We start from the raw sequence: 14,451 nt of genomic DNA on the forward strand, positions 1-14,451 counted from the left end.
CGGGTGCTCCTTAGTTGGCCGTCTTATTGCGGATGACGTCGAAGCCGACGGCCAGCGCGATGACCAGGCCGATGACGATCTGCTGCCAGAAGGAGGAGACGTTGAGCAGGTTCAAACCATTGCGGATGACGGCCAAGAGAATCGCGCCGACCAGGGTGCCGGTGGCCTTGCCTTGGCCGCCGGAGAGCGAGGCGCCGCCGATGACGACGGCCGCGATGGCATCGAGCTCATAGCCGGTGCCGGCCTGCGGCTGTGCGGATTCGAGGCGGCCGGCCATGACCATGCCGGCCCAGGCGGCGAAGAACCCGGAGAGTGCGAAGACGGCGATCTGGATGCGCTTGACCGGCAGGCCCGAGAGGCGGGCGGCCTCCAGGTTGCCGCCGATGGCGTACATGGAACGGCCGAGCACCGTGCGCTCCAAGATGAACCAACAGATGAGCCCGGCGATGACCATCATGATGATGGGCACGGGGAAGCCGGCGATATCGCCGCCAAAGGCATTGACGGACGGGGCAGTTTCAATAGGCGAGCCCTGGGAAATGACCAGGGTGAGGCCGCGGGCGATGGACATCATGGCCAGCGTCGCAATGAAAGAGGGGATCTTGCCCCACGCGGTGGCCATGCCGCAGATGGCGCCGGCCAGCGCACCCACGATCAGGCCGAGAAGCAGGGTGAGCCAGCCAGGCAGTCCCGCGGTGGAGAACATATAGGCAGAGACCATGGCGCCGAGCGCGGCGACCGAGCCCACCGAGAGGTCGATGCCGGCGGTGACGATGACAAAGGTCATGCCGAAGGCCAAGATGGCTACCGTGGCGGCCTGGATGCCGATATTGAGCAGGTTCGCCACGGTAAGGAAGTACGGCGTAGCGATAAACAGCGCGATGCACAGGGCAATGAGGCCGACGAGCGCGCCATTATTCATCGCCCAGTTAACTACTCGATTCTTGGTCATGCTTCATCCTTGGGGTTAGTGCCGGCAGGCGCGGCAGCAGAGGCAGAGGTAGAAGAGGTCACATTGGATACGGCAAAGGCCATGACCTCGTCTTGGGTGGAGTCCTTGGGTAGCTGGCCGGCGAGTTGGCCGCCGGACATGACGAGGATGCGGTCGGACATGCCGAGCACCTCAGGCAGATCGGAGGAGGCCATGAGCACAGCGCCGCCGGCCGCGGTGACCTCATTGATGATGTTATAAATCTCCACCTTGGCGCCGACGTCGACGCCGCGGGTGGGCTCATCGAGGAGGAGGACTTTGGAACCGGCCAGTACCCAGCGGCCAAAGACCGCCTTTTGTTGGTTGCCGCCGGATAGGTTCCGGATGGGCTGGGAGAGATCGGCCATGCGAATGCGCAGCTTCTCCGCTACGTCACCGGCGCGGCGGCGTTGACCGCTGCGGTCTGCCAGCCCCACCTTAGCGGTGGGGTAGAGGGTGGCGAATCCGAGGTTATCGCCCACGGAGGCATCGAGAACTAGCGCTTGGGACTTACGGTCTTCGGGGATATGGCCCACGCCGGCGCGGATGGCGGCACGAATATCGCCGCCGCGCAGCTGCGTGCCGCCGACACGGATGGTGCCGGAATCGTAGGGGTCGGCGCCCGCGATGGCGCGAATGATTTCGGTGCGGCCGGCTCCCACGAGCCCGGCGAGGCCGACGACTTCGCCGGCATGGACGGTGAAGGTGACGTCGTGAAAGGCGCCGTCGGCAGTCAGCTCGGAGACCTCCAGCAGGGCCTCACCGCGCTCAGGAGGAACCTCGCGCGGGTATTGGTTTTCAATCTCGCGGCCGACCATGAGGCGCACCAGCTCGTCTTCGTCCGTATTGGCTGGGACCTCGGCGATGAAGGAGCCATCGCGCAGCACGCTGATGGTTTCTGCAATGCGCGCCAGCTCCTCCAGGTGGTGGCTGATAAAGACCATGGCCACGCCCTTGGCCTTGAGTTCTTCGAGCACGGCAAAGAGTGCATCAACTTCCTTGCCGGTGAGCGCGGCAGTGGGCTCATCCAAGATGAGAATGCGCGCGTTCATGGACAGCGCCTTGGCGATTTCCACGAGCTGCTGCTTGGCCACGCCTAGCTCGCCCACCGGCATGTCTAGGTCCACGTCCAAGCCGATAAGGTGCAGTGCCGCTTGTGCCTGTGCCCTGAGGTGCTTGCGATTGACCAACCCAAAGCGGCGTGGGGTGCGCCCAAGCATGATGTTCTCGGCCACGGACATGGTGGGCACAAGGTTGAGCTCTTGGTGAATGGTGGCGATGCCCAGTGCCTCAGAGGCCTTGGTATCTGGGATTTTTACCTCTGTGCCATCTACCAGGATGCGGCCGGAATCTGGCGCGTGTACACCGGCAATCATCTTGATGAGAGTGGATTTGCCGGCGCCATTTTCACCCAGCAAGGCCTGCACTTGGCCGCGGCGGACGGTGAGGTCTACCCCCTTAATGACCTCTACCGGGCCAAAGGATTTGGTGACATTATCCAGGCGCAAAACGCAGTCACTCATGGCGTGGCTCCATCAAGTTGGTGGGCGGTGGACATGCGTGGGATATAGCGGGTTTCTAGCACCTCGCCTTCCGGTTGGTGCTTATCATTGATGGCCGCGATGAGCTTGGCCGTGGCGGTCTCGCCCATTCTGGCAACATCCTGGTCAACCACCGAGATAGGGGAGGGTTGGAAGCGCAGGTAGATGAAGTCATCGAAGCCGACGAGCGCGATTTCTTCTCCGATGCGCTTGCCCGCATTATGGCAAGCCTCCAGCGCGCCGGCCGTCATCATGGAATCGCCGGCAATGAGCGCGGTGACGCCTTCTTGTAGGAGTGCGAGGGCTCCTTTATAGCCCTCGCGGTGGCGGTAGCTGCCGTGGTGGATATGGGTAGGCATGCCGCGGGTGGCGGTCTTGAAAGCCTGCAGGCGCTGGCGGCCGGTGGAAGTTTCCTGCGGCCCGGAAAGGTAGCCGATGTGCGTGTGCCCCTTCTCCTTAAGCTGTTCCACGGCTTGCTTCATACCCGTGTGGGGGTCTGATAGCACTGCTGGAATCTGACCCAGGGCGCGGTCAATGAGTACGAGCGGGCGGTAAGCGCGCGCCTGCTCGAGCGCTTCTTCGGCGCCTTCGAGAGGTACCGCGATAATGCCGTCTACCTGGCGTTCCATCAGGGCATCGAGGGCTTTGACTAAGCGCTGCGGATCCTCGCCGCAACTGGTAATCATCGTGGCAAGCCCCTGCTTATCGGCGGCTTCTTCAATGGCTGCGGCCATTGCGGCAAAGTAGGCATTGTCTAGGCTGGGGATGACCAAGCCGATGGCGTTAGATCGGGAGCTGCGCAAAGCTCGTGCTTGGGCATTGGGCCTATAGTTGAGCTTGATGGCCGTGTCCTTGACGCGTTGGCGCGTGGACTCCGAGATGGCTGGGTTGCCCGAGAGTGAACGGGACGCGGTGGAAATGGATACTCCAGCAGCAGCGGCCACGTCCTTGAGGGTGGTTCCGGCCATGCTGTCCTCCTTGGTTTGGGCGTGTGAGCCGGCTTCCGGCCCTCCTGGGTGCAATCGATTGCACATTTGAGTTAAAGGTACGGCTATTTCCGTCTTTCTGTCAAGGGTGGGCGAGTCTATGCTGGTATCCATGTCTGACCCGCTCCTTGTTTTGGGCTCCCGCGTAACCCACGGCTATCCCGGCGCTATGCTGCGCTCGCGCCTCGACAAGGCGTTGGCGCTCTATAGCGGTCAGCAGATTATTGTCTCCGGTCATGGTGAGGCGGGGCCCATGGCTACATACCTCATCGAGCGCGGTGTGCCGGCCGAGCGGGTGGTGGTGGAACCGGAAGCAACGAGCACTAATGAAAATCTAGAGAATGCCCACCGCTTGGTCCCGGATGCTGTATTGCACGTGGTGACCAATGATTTTCATGTCCTGCGCACGGCGCTGTGGGCCTGGCACCTCGGCATTGCCGTGCGCCTGCATCCCGCGCGCACCCCGTGGCGGTTGATGCCGCGCAATTACCTGCGCGAAGTCCTAGCCACGCCACACTCCGCGGCGCGCATAGTGTGGCGACGGATGCGGGGATAGCGCTCCTGCCCGGTGCAGCGGCCCGCGGCCCATAGGTGCCTCCAGCCCCGAAAGAGGTTAACAAGCGGTTAACTCTACTGCGATGAGCAGCTGAAATAGAAGGTATTCGCGGGCGGTTATGCAAACGATTGACCTGTGCTTTGCCGTACTCCTAGGCTAAATCCAACGAAAGTTATAGCCAGAAAGGTCTTTGTTATGACCAGTGGAGCAGCGGCTGGCCCTGACGCTGACTACCCCAGCGTCGCACTTGCCCACGGCGATTATGCGGCTGAGATCGGTCTATTTGGCGGTGCACTCAAGGCGCTGACCTATCGCGGCGCACCCTTGGTAGAAAGCTACGAAAGCAAGCCGCCACTGATGGCCGGAGTGGTGCTGGCGCCGTGGCCGAATCGCACCGAGGATGGCTGGTTTGAATGGCAGGGGACCGCCCACCAGCTAGAGATCACGGAGCCGGAGCGCAATAACGCCATCCATGGATTCGCGGTGGATTGGTGGCGCGTCACGGAACGCTCGAACCACCGGGTGGCTCTTGCCTTTGATATTGAGCCGCGCCAGGGCTGGCCGTGGGCGATTCAACTAGAGGCCACCTACGCCCTCGATGAGCAGGGATTGCACCACCAGCTCACCGCCCGCACCGCGGAACCCGGCGAGGTTCCCTTCGCCTATGGGCTGCACCTCTACCTCTCCCCACAAGGGGCAGGGGCGGAGGAAGCGGTGCTCAGTGTGGACGTCGGCAAGCGCTACCTGCTAGGCGCCCGCAACCTGCCTACGGGAAAGACGGAGCAGGTGCGCATTGTTAATCAGCCCATCGCCGAGGTGGACTGGGACGATTGCTTCCACGGCGAAGGCCCACTGACGGCCGTGTATTCGGCCGGTGGAAAGGGTGTGCGCCTGGAGATGGGCGAAGGCCTGAACTGGGTGCAGATGTTTACCCCGGCCGATTTCCCACGGGCAGGCGGCCCCGGCAAGGCATTGGCCGTGGAGCCGATGAGCGCGCCGCCGAATGCGCTGCGCAGCGGGGAAGACCTCGTGCGCCTGAGCGCTCAGAACCCGCAGAGATTCACGCTGCGCCTTGCAGCAGAGAACAATAACTAGAAAGGTCAGCCATGGAGACTGCTGAATCCGTATTGAGGCTCGATGCCTCCTGGGTGGACTACTTCTTGGTAGCCATCTACTTCCTCTTCGTACTAGGCATCGGCTGGGCCGCCAAGGCCCGAGTGTCTAGCTCCATCGACTTCTTCCTCTCCGGCCGGGGACTGCCCGCCTGGGTGACCGGCCTGGCCTTCGTCTCGGCCAACCTAGGTGCGGTGGAAATCATCGGTATGTCCGCCAACGGTGTGGAGTATGGCTTCCAAACCATGCACTACTTCTGGATCGGCGCCATCCCGGCCATGGTCTTTTTGGGCATTGTGATGATGCCGTTCTACTACGGCTCCAAGGTGCGCTCGGTGCCGGAGTTTATGCGCAAGCGCTTTGGCAATGCCGCGCACCTGGTCAATGCGATTTCTTTCGCCGTGGCCCAGCTGCTGATTGCCGGCGTGAACCTGTACTTGCTGGCCACCATCGTCGAAGCCTTGCTGGGCTGGCAGATGTGGGTATCGCTGCTCGTGGCCGGCCTCATCGTGCTGTCCTATATCACCCTGGGTGGCCTTTCGGCCGCCATTTATAACGAGGTCCTCCAGTTCTTCGTCATCGTCGCCGCACTCGCCCCGCTGACCATCATTGGTTTGAACCGCGTTGGCGGTTGGAACGGGCTGAAGGACGCGGTGGCCCAAGAATCGCACTTCCACACGTGGCCGGGCACGGACATCTCCGGCTTTGAGAACCCAGTGTGGTCCGTCATCGGCATCGTGCTGGGCCTCGGCTTCGTGCTTTCCTTCGGTTACTGGACCACCAACTTTGTCGAGGTACAGCGCGCCATGGCCTCCGATTCCATTTCGGCCGCCCGCAAGACCCCGATTATCGGCGCCTTCCCCAAGATGTTCGTGCCCTTCCTCGTGGTCATTCCGGGCATGGTCGCCTCCGTATCCGTGGCCGATTTGATAGAGGAGCGCGCGGAGCCCAACGACGCCATCTTGCTGCTCATGCGCGACCTTTTGCCCAATGGCCTGCTGGGCGTGGCGATTGCCGGCCTGCTCGCTTCCTTCATGGCCGGCATGGCCGCGAATATCTCGGCCTTTAATACCGTCATCTCCTATGACATCTGGCAGACCTACGTGGTCAAGGACCGCGAGGATGACTACTACCTGAAGTTCGGCCGCATCGCCACGATTATCGCCACCGCTATTGCCATCTTCACTGCGCTGCTGGCGCAGAACTTTGGCAATATCATGGACTACCTGCAAACCCTGTTTGGCTTCTTTAATGCGCCGCTGTTTGCCACCTTCATTCTGGGCATGTTCTGGAAGCGCATGACCCCGCACGCCGGTTGGTCGGGGCTGGTGGCCGGTACCGGTTCTGCCATTGCCTTCTGGTACGTCGCGTCCTTCACAGACCTCATCAACCTGCCAGGCCAGGGCACGGCCTTCGTGGCGGCTGGCGTGGCCTTCGTGGTGGATATCCTGGTATCCATCGTGGTCACCCTGTTCACCCAGCCCAAGCCGGATAGCGAGCTGGTTGGCTTCGTCTCTTCCGTGACCCCCAAGGACCACTTTGAGGACTACACCGAAAAGTCCCTGCCGTGGTACCAGCAGACCGTCCCGCTGGGCATCATTTGCCTGGTGATGGCCGTAGCCCTCAACGTCATCTTCGCCTAAGGAGCCCAACATGTCTGAGAAAAAGCGCGCGGGTGCATTCGACCTGCGCAACGTCATCGCCGCACTCCTCGGCCTCTACGGCCTGATTTTGCTCGGCTGCTATTTCTTCCTTGACCCAGGCATCAACCCGGATACCGGGCAGGCTAAGAACGCCAGCGATAACCTATGGGCAAGCCTTGCTTTGCTGGCCGTGGCCGCCGCCTTTGTGCTGTGGGCACGCCTGAAGCCCATCACCATCCCAGGAGAAAACTAATGGTTGAGATTACCTCTGCCACGCTTGCCGACGGCCGCGAGATCCTCTACTTCGACGACCAGCCCCACCCCGACCGCGTGCTTGTCGACGCCCGCGACATCCCCACCGTCGCCCCCGCTTCCGAAATGCGCCGGGATCCCCTAACGGGGGATTGGGTGGCCTTTGCCGCCCACCGCATGAACCGCACCTTCTTGCCACCGGCCAACGAAAACCCGCTGGCGCCCACGCGCGAAGGCCAGCTCCCCACGGAGATCCCCAGCCCCAGCTATGACGTGGTGGTCTTTGAAAATCGCTTCCCGTCCTTTGCCACCACCGCGGACATCGAGCATCCGGAGGAGGATAACCTGCTCGGCATGGTGCCGCGCCTTCCCGCCCGCGCCCGCTGCGAGGTGGTCTGCTTTACCGAGGACCCAGCCCTATCCTTCAAGGACCTGCCGGAATCGCGCATCCGCACCGTCATCGAGGCCTGGGCTCACCGCACCGCCGCGCTATCCCAGATCGACGGCGTGGAGCAGGTATTCCCCTTTGAAAACCGCGGCGAGGAAATCGGCGTGACCCTCCAACACCCGCACGGCCAGATCTACTCTTATCCGTTCCTTTCCCCGCGCCTGCGCTCCATCGTGGAATCCGCCCGCACCTATGACGGCGATCTCTTCCATGAGCTCCTCGATCGCGAGCGCGCCGCCGGCACCCGCATCATCGCTGAAACCGAGCACTTCACCGTCTTCGTTCCCGCCGCCGCCAAATGGCCGCTGGAAGCCATGGTCCTGCCCAACGAGGAAGTCCCCGATTTTGCCGCGCTTTCCGACGCCCAACGCGCCGACCTCGCGCCCCTCCTCAAGAAGCTGTACTCCGCCGTGGACCGCTTCTTCGATGGCGTGGACAAGACCCCGTATATCGCCGGCTGGACCCAAGCGCCGGTGGACGAGGCACTGCGCCCCGGCATCCGCATGCACCTGCAGCTCTTTTCGCTCATGCGCTCGCCCGGCCGCATGAAGTACCTCGCCGGTTCCGAGTCCTCGCAGGCCGTGTGGATCAATGACACCACCCCGGAGCGCATCGCCGCCCGCTTTAAGGAGATCTGGGATGCTTAACTGGATTGACACCCGCAGCGATGCGGAGCTTGTCGCCGCAGCCCGCGACCTCTTCGCCGCTGCCTTCTCGGACGCGTCCGAGCCCGCCGGCGTGTGGGCTGCTCCCGGCCGCGTCAACCTCATCGGCGAGCACATCGATTACGCCGGCGGCGCCTCCATCCCCTTTGCGCTGGAACAAAACACCGCCGTCGCCGTCGCGCCCCGCACCGATGGCCTTCTCCGGATAGCCTCCGAATACGACGGCAGCGTTGCCCAGGCCAGCCTCCCACTCTCCGAAGTCCGCCCCGGACACCCTTCCAACTGGTCCGGCTACGTTGTCGGCACCATCTGGGCCGCCACTGCGGCGGATGTCCTGACCTGCACCGGCCTCGATATTGCCATCGTCTCTGATGTCCCCGTCGGCTCTGGCCTGTCCAGCTCCGCCGCCCTTGAGTGCTCCGTGGCAGTGGCCGCCTACGAGCTCTGCCACGGCAACGCCCCCGATGACGCCGCCCGCGCGCAGCTAGCCCAGGCTTGCATCCGCGCCGAGAACGAAGTGGTTGGCGCCTCTACCGGCGGCTTGGACCAGAATGCCAGCCTGTTCGGCCAGCGCGGCAAGGCGCTATTCCTGGACTTTTCCACCGGCGCCGTCGAGCGCGTGCCGTTTAATATCGAGGCCCAGGACATGGTGCTGCTCATCGCGGACACCAATGCGCCGCACACGCTTTCCGACGGCCAATACGCCTCCCGCCGCGGCATCATCGACGCCGTCCAGGCTGCCGCCGGCCGCTCCATCCGCGAAATCCCAGATGCCGTCGCCTTCGCCGCGACCGTCAACCCCCAGGAGGCTGAACTCTACCGCCGTCGCGTGCGCCACGTGGTGGACGAAACCGACCGCACCCTGGCCGCCGCCACCGCGCTCAACTCGTCCGACCCGGCAGAGTTCCGCCGCCTCATGCGCGAAAGCCACATTTCCCTGCGCGACCTTTACGAAGTCACCACTCCGGAACTCGACTCCGCCTTCTCAGCGGCCGGTGAACTCGGTGCCCGCATGACTGGCGGCGGCTTCGGCGGCGCCGTCATCGCGCTCATCCCGCGCTCCGCCGTGGAGTCCACCGCCCAGGCCATTTACGATGCTGCAGCATCCCGCGGCTTCCCAGAACCCACCTTCTTGGTGGCCCGCCCGGGAGACGGCGCCCGCCGCTTGGCTTAAGCTCCGCCTCCTTCCCAGCGCGCCTCTCGTCGTTAGGTCCATACTGATCAGGCTGATCTGAAGACTGGGCCGCCTCAGATCGGCCTTAACTCCCTCAATTCGGCCTGATCAGATCAGTCCTAAGCCTGCCCCCAAGGCCCAAAGCGTTCGGCTCACAACGCCGAGAGAGCTTTCTGAATCCCCTCGCACAGCGTCTCGCGAGACTGCTTCATCGGATGCGCAATCGCGCGCAACCCCATGTACGCAATCTGGTCGGCCGCCCGATTCAGCGGATCGCCCGCATGCCCGAGCACACGGCGAATGTCGACCTCGCATTGGCCTTGGATATCGCCCCAAGCTTGCTGGAATCGCGACCGCGCACCTGAAGACACCCCTCGCCACGTGCGCCCCGGCCGCGATGCTTTAGAGCCGCGCTTATGCACAATCTGCTCGACCGCCTCCAAAGCGGCTACGGAATCGGACTCAATGACCGCCTTGCGCGCACCCACCTTGAGCAGGTATTTCAGCGCGAGCGTCAGTGCTTCGAGTTCGAGCTCATCGGTGCTCGCCTTGGTTTCTCGAGTTCGCAATCGGTAGTCGCCGTTTCCCGCAACGAAGCACATCGACCCCTTGAATACGGTATCCGAGGAAGCATCGGTGGCTATGCGCACCACGTCGCCCTCGGCCCACGAGGAGGCGCGCGAGAAGTTCGGCCACCAGTGTGCTTTCGGCGTCTCTACCTGTGTCGCTTGCTTCTTTTTCGGCGCCTCACCCATCTTGCGGGCCTTCCGGGCGGTCAGGCCGGCTTGTTTTCTGCGCACAGAGCTCGCGCTTTTCGAAGCCCTATTTTCTCCCGCAAAGCTTCCCGTCACCGTGAAACCGTCAGCCGTGAGTGCCGCTCGCAACGCATTCTGCCTGCGACCAGTGACAATCCACACTCGTCCGTCGAGTCCCTTGAGCGCGCGTTTGACCTCGCGCACGGCGATATCGACGATATCGCCCTTCTTCGTTTGGCCGCGGCGCACAAAACGCGTCTGCTTGGTATTGACCGCGATGACCCAGCCTTCGATGGTGCCGTTGGGGGCGGAATCCCAACGCTCGTCCCAGAGCGCGACCGCAACATGGATTGGTGCCGAGACCATGTCCGAGGTGATCTTGCGGGTGCCGTAGGTACGCGATTGCGTACCGGTTAGTTCTGAGAGCTCGATGGGTTCCATTATCTCTAGTAAAGCACGGTCAACCGCGCTGCTGACTTATCCCCCACACCGCCGCTTTGAACTACTTCTCCTTAGGTCGAATGTGATCGAGCCGATCTGAGCGCAACCCGCCTTCAATTCAGCCTCAACGCCCTCAATTCGGCCCGATCACCTTGGACCTAAAGTTCCGCCCCTCACTCAAGGTCCTCGGAAATTCACCTTCCTGAGCCTCATGAAGCGCGCCCCGCCCCGCCAGCCGCGAGGATGAAACCATGATTACAGATCACTTCATCAACCTTCGTTACGCCGGAGCCGAAAGTCCGCACCATTTAGCCCTCCAGCGCGGTGAGCTCACCCAGATAGCGCCCTGGATCGCCGTTCCCACAGCCACCTGGAGGCAATGGGTGCGCCATAAACAACAATTCGCCAAAGTAGTCGCTGCCGGGTGGAGCACCCACCGCGCCGTCCTCATCAGCAAATCGGCCGCGCGGCTATGGGGAATGTGGGTGATTTCTAGGGAAGGGGAGGAGGTGGAGTTAGCGGTGCCTTCGGGAAGCGTTCCCCCACGCAGACTCACCGCGAAAGGCTACCGGTACCGCCGGGTAAAGTCCCTCCAAGAATCCACGGTGTCGATAGCGGGTGTGCGCGCCACGAATCCTGCCCGCACCTGCCTCGAAATCGCCCGGCTACACGGATTCCCAGATGGCCTGGTAGCTACCGATTCTGCCCTCAGACAACACGACGTCACCACATATGACTTGCACGAAGAACTAGCAAAGATGCGGCGCACGAGGAGACAAGCAGCCATGCGTAAGGTTATCGAGCACGCGTATGGCGGATCGGAATCGCCCTATGAGTCCTATCTGCGAGCCCTCATTATTGAGCGTTTCCCGCAGGCGAAAATTGAGCCGCAGAAACCGTTGCTCGGGAAATATCGGGCGGATCTCTGCCTCGATGGCTGGCTGGTGCTCGAGGTCGATGGCGATGCCAAGTATGACGGCACCTATGGCGAGGCACCCGCCCACGTGGTCAAGCAGCAGATAAAGAGGCAGCGAGCGCTAGAAAACCGCGGATACGTGGTGCTGCGCTTTGGCCCCAGCGATATGAAAGCGCCGGACGAGGCTTTGCGGATAATCGCTAGCCACCTGGGAAAACGCGGCAGTAAAGTAGCCTAGATCACCCCCGCGCCACCCCACAACGCATAAAAGTTGTTGAACAAAAGGCATAGCAACCTTTAAGATGATGCGCATCACAAATTAATGCGACCTGCATCACGAAAGGTGGAATCTAGTGAGTGCTGAGACATCACACGCCACTCCGGCGCAGGCGGGGGACAAGACCCCGCCTAAGGGCCTCGGCGCCATGGCTGGTGCCATGTTCCTTATGGCCACCTCCGCCATCGGTCCGGGATTTTTGACCCAGACCTCGGTCTTTACCGTGCAGATGGGCGCATCCTTCGCGTTTGCGATTATGCTGTCCATCCTCGTTGATATCGCCATCCAGCTCAATGTGTGGCGAGTTCTCTGCGTGACCGGCATGCGCGCCAATACCTTGGGCAATACCGTGCTCCCTGGCCTGGGCTGGGTGCTTGCCGTATTCGTCTTCATCGGTGGCGCGGTCTTTAATATCGGCAATATCGCCGGATCTGGCCTGGGCATTAACGCGATGCTGGGCATCGATTCGCGCATCGGCGGCGTCATTGCGGCAGCCATCGCGATCTTCATCTTCCTCTCCAAGAAGGCGGGCATGGCGCTTGACCGTCTCGTCGCGGTCCTGGGCGCGGTCATGATCTTGCTTATGCTCTACGTTGCTGTGGTCAGCCAGCCACCGGTGGGCGAGGCGCTCAAGAATGCCGTCGCGCCGGGCGAAATCGATTTCTTCGTCATCACCACCATCATCGGCGGCACCGTGGGCGGCTATATCACCTTTGCTGGCGCGCACCGCCTCATCGATTCCGGCCACACCGGCGTGGAAAACGTCAAGAACATTACCTATACCTCGGTAAGCGGCATCGTGGTCACCGGCATCATGCGCATGCTCCTCTTCTTGGCGGTTCTCGGTGTGGTAGCCACCGGCGTGGCGCTCTCGGACGACAACACCGCGGCCGATGCCTTCTACAATGCCGCCGGCGAGTTTGGCCTGCGCGCCTTCGGCGTGGTCCTCTTCGCGGCCGGTTTGTCCTCGGTTATCGGCGCCGCCTATACCTCGGTATCCTTCGTGACCTCCCAGGATACCTCGACGCGCACCCGCAATATCCTCACCATCATCTTCATTGCGGTGTGCACGGTGGTCTTCGTGGTTATCAACTCCGCGCCGCAGAAGTTGCTCATCTTCGCCGGCGCCATCAATGGCCTGATCCTGCCCATCGGTTTCGCCCTCGTGATGTGGGTAGCCTGGTTCCGCCGCGACCTCCTACAGGGCTATAAGTATCCCAAGTGGTTGCTGATTATCGGCGTCCTGGCGTGGGTACTCACCATCTTCATCGGCTTCAATGCTTTCTCCGGCATTACCGAGCTGTGGGCATAATGCAGACCCCGGAGCAGGTGCGCGAGTATGCGCGCAGCCATGACATGGCCACCATCGCCGGGCATGCCCGCGGCTTCATGCAGGCTAACCTGCTGGCCGTGCCGCAGGAATACGCGTTTGATTTCTTGCTCTTTGCCCAGCGAAATCCCAAGCCATGCCCGATTGTGGGCGTGCTGGAAGAGGGTCAGCACACCTCCGAGCTGCTGCCGGGTGGGGACATCCGCACCGATATTCCGGCCTACCGCGTCTTTGAAAACGGCGAGCATACAGCCACGCTTGCCGACGCCACCTCGTACTACACCCCAGACATGGTCAGCTTCCTTATCGGTTGCTCTTTTACCTTCGAGACTGCGCTGCAGGATAACGGCATTGAGGTCGCGCACATTGCTCAGCAGCGCAACGTGCCGATGTTTAAAACCACGATTCCCACCACCCCGGCCGGTATCTTTTCCGGCCCCATGGTGGTCTCCATGCGCCCGATTCCGGCTGCGCAGGTCTCCGATGCCGTGCGGATTACCTCCCGCTACCCATCGGTCCACGGCGCCCCGGTCCACGTGGGTGACCCGGCGGCCATTGGCATTGAGGATTTGAACCGCCCGGACTTTGGTGATCCAGGCGAAGTGCCAGAGGGCTGCCTGCCGGTCTTTTGGGCCTGTGGTGTGACCCCGCAGGCCATCGTGATGGAATCTAAGCCGCGCTTAGCTATTACGCACGCGCCGGGCCAGATGCTCGTGACCAACGCCCGCGATCAAGACTTCCTTATTCCTTAATCGTCCAGCACGGCGAGGATTTTCTCGCAGGTATTCATGAGGCTGTCATGTGCAAGCGTGGCGGCCTCGTGGCGTTTTCCATCCGCGATGAGCGTGGCCAAGGTGATATTTCCTTGAATGTGGTCCGCATGTAGCTGCGGGTAGCGCGGGATGGCCAGCAGGAAAGTGAGCCGCATGCGGGCGAGAAGGTTATCCATCTGATCATTGAGCGTAGGCGAGCCCAGCGCGGCGACCAGCGTGCGGTGGAAGCGCTGGTTGATGGCGGAGACTTCCTGGTGCTCGCCGCGTGCCGCGTAGTCGAAGGCGGAGGAGGTGAGGGTGACGAGCGAGGGGGCGTCGGCAAAAGCGCCCCACCGCACTGCTGCGGGCTCGATGGCCGCGCGGGCGGCAAAGAGGTCGCGGATATAGTCTGCGTCGGGCGTGGCGAGGAAGACGCCGCGATTGGGGATGCGCTCGACAATGCGCTCCGCGGCAAGCCTAGTGAAAGACTCGCGGAGGGTATTGCGCGAGCAGTGAAAGCGCTCGGCCGCCTTGACCTCGCTGAGCTGCTCGCCCGGCTGAAACTCGCCGGCGGAGATGGCCTCGCGCAGCTCGGAGGCGACAGACTGGGAAAGCATGACCACAACTGTACT

Annotated in this window: 14 protein-coding genes; 9 read left to right on the forward strand and 5 right to left on the reverse strand. The window is 62.3% G+C overall.

Annotated elements, in window-relative coordinates:
• Window positions 1-10: 10 nt before the first annotated feature.
• From QP884_RS08480 to QP884_RS08490, 3 genes are read right to left on the reverse strand one after another with little or no spacing between them, the layout of a single operon-like run.
• On the reverse strand, window positions 11-952 hold the full coding sequence (locus QP884_RS08480) for an ABC transporter permease (RefSeq protein WP_150851164.1): 942 nt from the start codon (window positions 950-952) through the stop codon (window positions 11-13).
• On the reverse strand, window positions 949-2,493 hold the full coding sequence (locus tag QP884_RS08485) for a sugar ABC transporter ATP-binding protein (protein WP_284821697.1): 1,545 nt from the start codon (window positions 2,491-2,493) through the stop codon (window positions 949-951). The genes QP884_RS08480 and QP884_RS08485 overlap by 4 nt, the downstream gene beginning before the upstream one ends.
• Entirely contained in the window at window positions 2,490-3,479 is a 990-nt protein-coding gene (locus QP884_RS08490) for a LacI family DNA-binding transcriptional regulator (RefSeq protein WP_225745864.1), read from the reverse strand. Before QP884_RS08490 ends, QP884_RS08485 begins: the two co-directional genes overlap by 4 nt.
• Before the next feature lie 130 nt (window positions 3,480-3,609).
• Here QP884_RS08490 and QP884_RS08495 point away from each other — a divergent pair, with 130 nt between their 5' ends.
• The 6 genes from QP884_RS08495 (at window position 3,610) to galK (ending at window position 9,348) form a co-directional block, all read left to right on the forward strand.
• The gene (locus tag QP884_RS08495) at window positions 3,610-4,053 is read left to right on the forward strand and encodes a YdcF family protein (protein WP_284821698.1); all 444 of its coding nucleotides are present in this window, start codon (window positions 3,610-3,612) and stop codon (window positions 4,051-4,053) included.
• Window positions 4,054-4,248: 195 nt separating this feature from the next.
• Window positions 4,249-5,148, forward strand: a complete 900-nt coding sequence (locus QP884_RS08500; RefSeq protein WP_284821699.1) for an aldose epimerase — start codon at window positions 4,249-4,251, stop codon at window positions 5,146-5,148.
• 11 nt (window positions 5,149-5,159) lie between these two features.
• Window positions 5,160-6,809 (forward strand): sodium:solute symporter family protein, encoded by a 1,650-nt coding sequence (locus tag QP884_RS08505; protein ID WP_284821700.1) that lies wholly within the window; start codon window positions 5,160-5,162, stop codon window positions 6,807-6,809.
• A 10-nt stretch (window positions 6,810-6,819) separates the two neighbouring features.
• Window positions 6,820-7,062, forward strand: a complete 243-nt coding sequence (locus tag QP884_RS08510) for a hypothetical protein (protein ID WP_005322508.1) — start codon at window positions 6,820-6,822, stop codon at window positions 7,060-7,062.
• A complete protein-coding gene (gene galT / locus QP884_RS08515) occupies window positions 7,062-8,156 on the forward strand; it encodes a galactose-1-phosphate uridylyltransferase (protein ID WP_284821701.1) in 1,095 nt (364 codons plus the stop codon). The genes QP884_RS08510 and galT overlap by 1 nt, the downstream gene beginning before the upstream one ends.
• Window positions 8,149-9,348 (forward strand): galactokinase, encoded by a 1,200-nt coding sequence (galK, locus tag QP884_RS08520; RefSeq protein WP_284821702.1) that lies wholly within the window; start codon window positions 8,149-8,151, stop codon window positions 9,346-9,348. The genes galT and galK overlap by 8 nt, the downstream gene beginning before the upstream one ends.
• Before the next feature lie 152 nt (window positions 9,349-9,500).
• Here the strand turns inward: galK and QP884_RS08525 are convergent, their stop codons facing one another.
• Window positions 9,501-10,544 carry an RNase H family protein gene (locus QP884_RS08525; RefSeq protein ID WP_284821703.1) on the reverse strand — a complete coding sequence of 348 codons (1,044 nt, stop codon included), beginning with the start codon at window positions 10,542-10,544 and terminating at the stop codon, window positions 9,501-9,503.
• Window positions 10,545-10,795: 251 nt separating this feature from the next.
• On the opposite strand from QP884_RS08525, the gene QP884_RS08530 reads away from it, so the two are divergent.
• The 3 genes from QP884_RS08530 to QP884_RS08540 all read left to right on the forward strand — a co-directional run bounded on the left by QP884_RS08530 (window position 10,796) and on the right by QP884_RS08540 (window position 13,819).
• Complete coding sequence (locus QP884_RS08530; RefSeq protein WP_284821704.1) at window positions 10,796-11,698, forward strand: DUF559 domain-containing protein; 903 nt, start codon at window positions 10,796-10,798, stop codon at window positions 11,696-11,698.
• A gap of 187 nt (window positions 11,699-11,885) precedes the next feature.
• Window positions 11,886-13,049 (forward strand): NRAMP family divalent metal transporter, encoded by a 1,164-nt coding sequence (locus QP884_RS08535; RefSeq protein WP_284821752.1) that lies wholly within the window; start codon window positions 11,886-11,888, stop codon window positions 13,047-13,049.
• Window positions 13,049-13,819, forward strand: coding sequence for a putative hydro-lyase (locus tag QP884_RS08540; protein ID WP_284821705.1), 771 nt, complete (start codon window positions 13,049-13,051; stop codon window positions 13,817-13,819). Before QP884_RS08535 ends, QP884_RS08540 begins: the two co-directional genes overlap by 1 nt.
• Here QP884_RS08540 and QP884_RS08545 read toward each other — a convergent pair.
• A complete protein-coding gene (locus QP884_RS08545; RefSeq protein ID WP_284821706.1) occupies window positions 13,816-14,436 on the reverse strand; it encodes a GntR family transcriptional regulator in 621 nt (206 codons plus the stop codon). The genes QP884_RS08540 and QP884_RS08545 overlap by 4 nt on opposite strands.
• Window positions 14,437-14,451 lie beyond the last annotated feature (15 nt).

The sequence above is a fragment of the Corynebacterium tuberculostearicum genome, assembly GCF_030229345.1.
Taxonomy (GTDB): Bacteria; Actinomycetota; Actinomycetes; order Mycobacteriales; family Mycobacteriaceae; genus Corynebacterium; species Corynebacterium tuberculostearicum_G.

Excerpts from the sequence above, each read along its gene's own strand:
- QP884_RS08485 (WP_284821697.1), bottom strand. The coding sequence starts at position 2,493 with ATGAGTGACTGCGTTTTGCGCCTGGATAATGTCACCAAATCCTTTGGC.
- QP884_RS08525 (WP_284821703.1), bottom strand. The coding sequence starts at position 10,544 with ATGGAACCCATCGAGCTCTCAGAACTAACCGGTACGCAATCGCGTACC.
- QP884_RS08545 (WP_284821706.1), bottom strand. The coding sequence starts at position 14,436 with ATGCTTTCCCAGTCTGTCGCCTCCGAGCTGCGCGAGGCCATCTCCGCC.
- QP884_RS08505 (WP_284821700.1), top strand. The coding sequence starts at position 5,160 with ATGGAGACTGCTGAATCCGTATTGAGGCTCGATGCCTCCTGGGTGGAC.
- QP884_RS08495 (WP_284821698.1), top strand. The coding sequence starts at position 3,610 with ATGTCTGACCCGCTCCTTGTTTTGGGCTCCCGCGTAACCCACGGCTAT.
- QP884_RS08480 (WP_150851164.1), bottom strand. The coding sequence starts at position 952 with ATGACCAAGAATCGAGTAGTTAACTGGGCGATGAATAATGGCGCGCTC.
- QP884_RS08535 (WP_284821752.1), top strand. The coding sequence starts at position 11,886 with ATGGCTGGTGCCATGTTCCTTATGGCCACCTCCGCCATCGGTCCGGGA.
- QP884_RS08500 (WP_284821699.1), top strand. The coding sequence starts at position 4,249 with ATGACCAGTGGAGCAGCGGCTGGCCCTGACGCTGACTACCCCAGCGTC.
- QP884_RS08490 (WP_225745864.1), bottom strand. The coding sequence starts at position 3,479 with ATGGCCGGAACCACCCTCAAGGACGTGGCCGCTGCTGCTGGAGTATCC.
- QP884_RS08540 (WP_284821705.1), top strand. The coding sequence starts at position 13,049 with ATGCAGACCCCGGAGCAGGTGCGCGAGTATGCGCGCAGCCATGACATG.
- galK (WP_284821702.1), top strand. The coding sequence starts at position 8,149 with ATGCTTAACTGGATTGACACCCGCAGCGATGCGGAGCTTGTCGCCGCA.
- QP884_RS08530 (WP_284821704.1), top strand. The coding sequence starts at position 10,796 with ATGATTACAGATCACTTCATCAACCTTCGTTACGCCGGAGCCGAAAGT.
- galT (WP_284821701.1), top strand. The coding sequence starts at position 7,062 with ATGGTTGAGATTACCTCTGCCACGCTTGCCGACGGCCGCGAGATCCTC.
- QP884_RS08510 (WP_005322508.1), top strand. The coding sequence starts at position 6,820 with ATGTCTGAGAAAAAGCGCGCGGGTGCATTCGACCTGCGCAACGTCATC.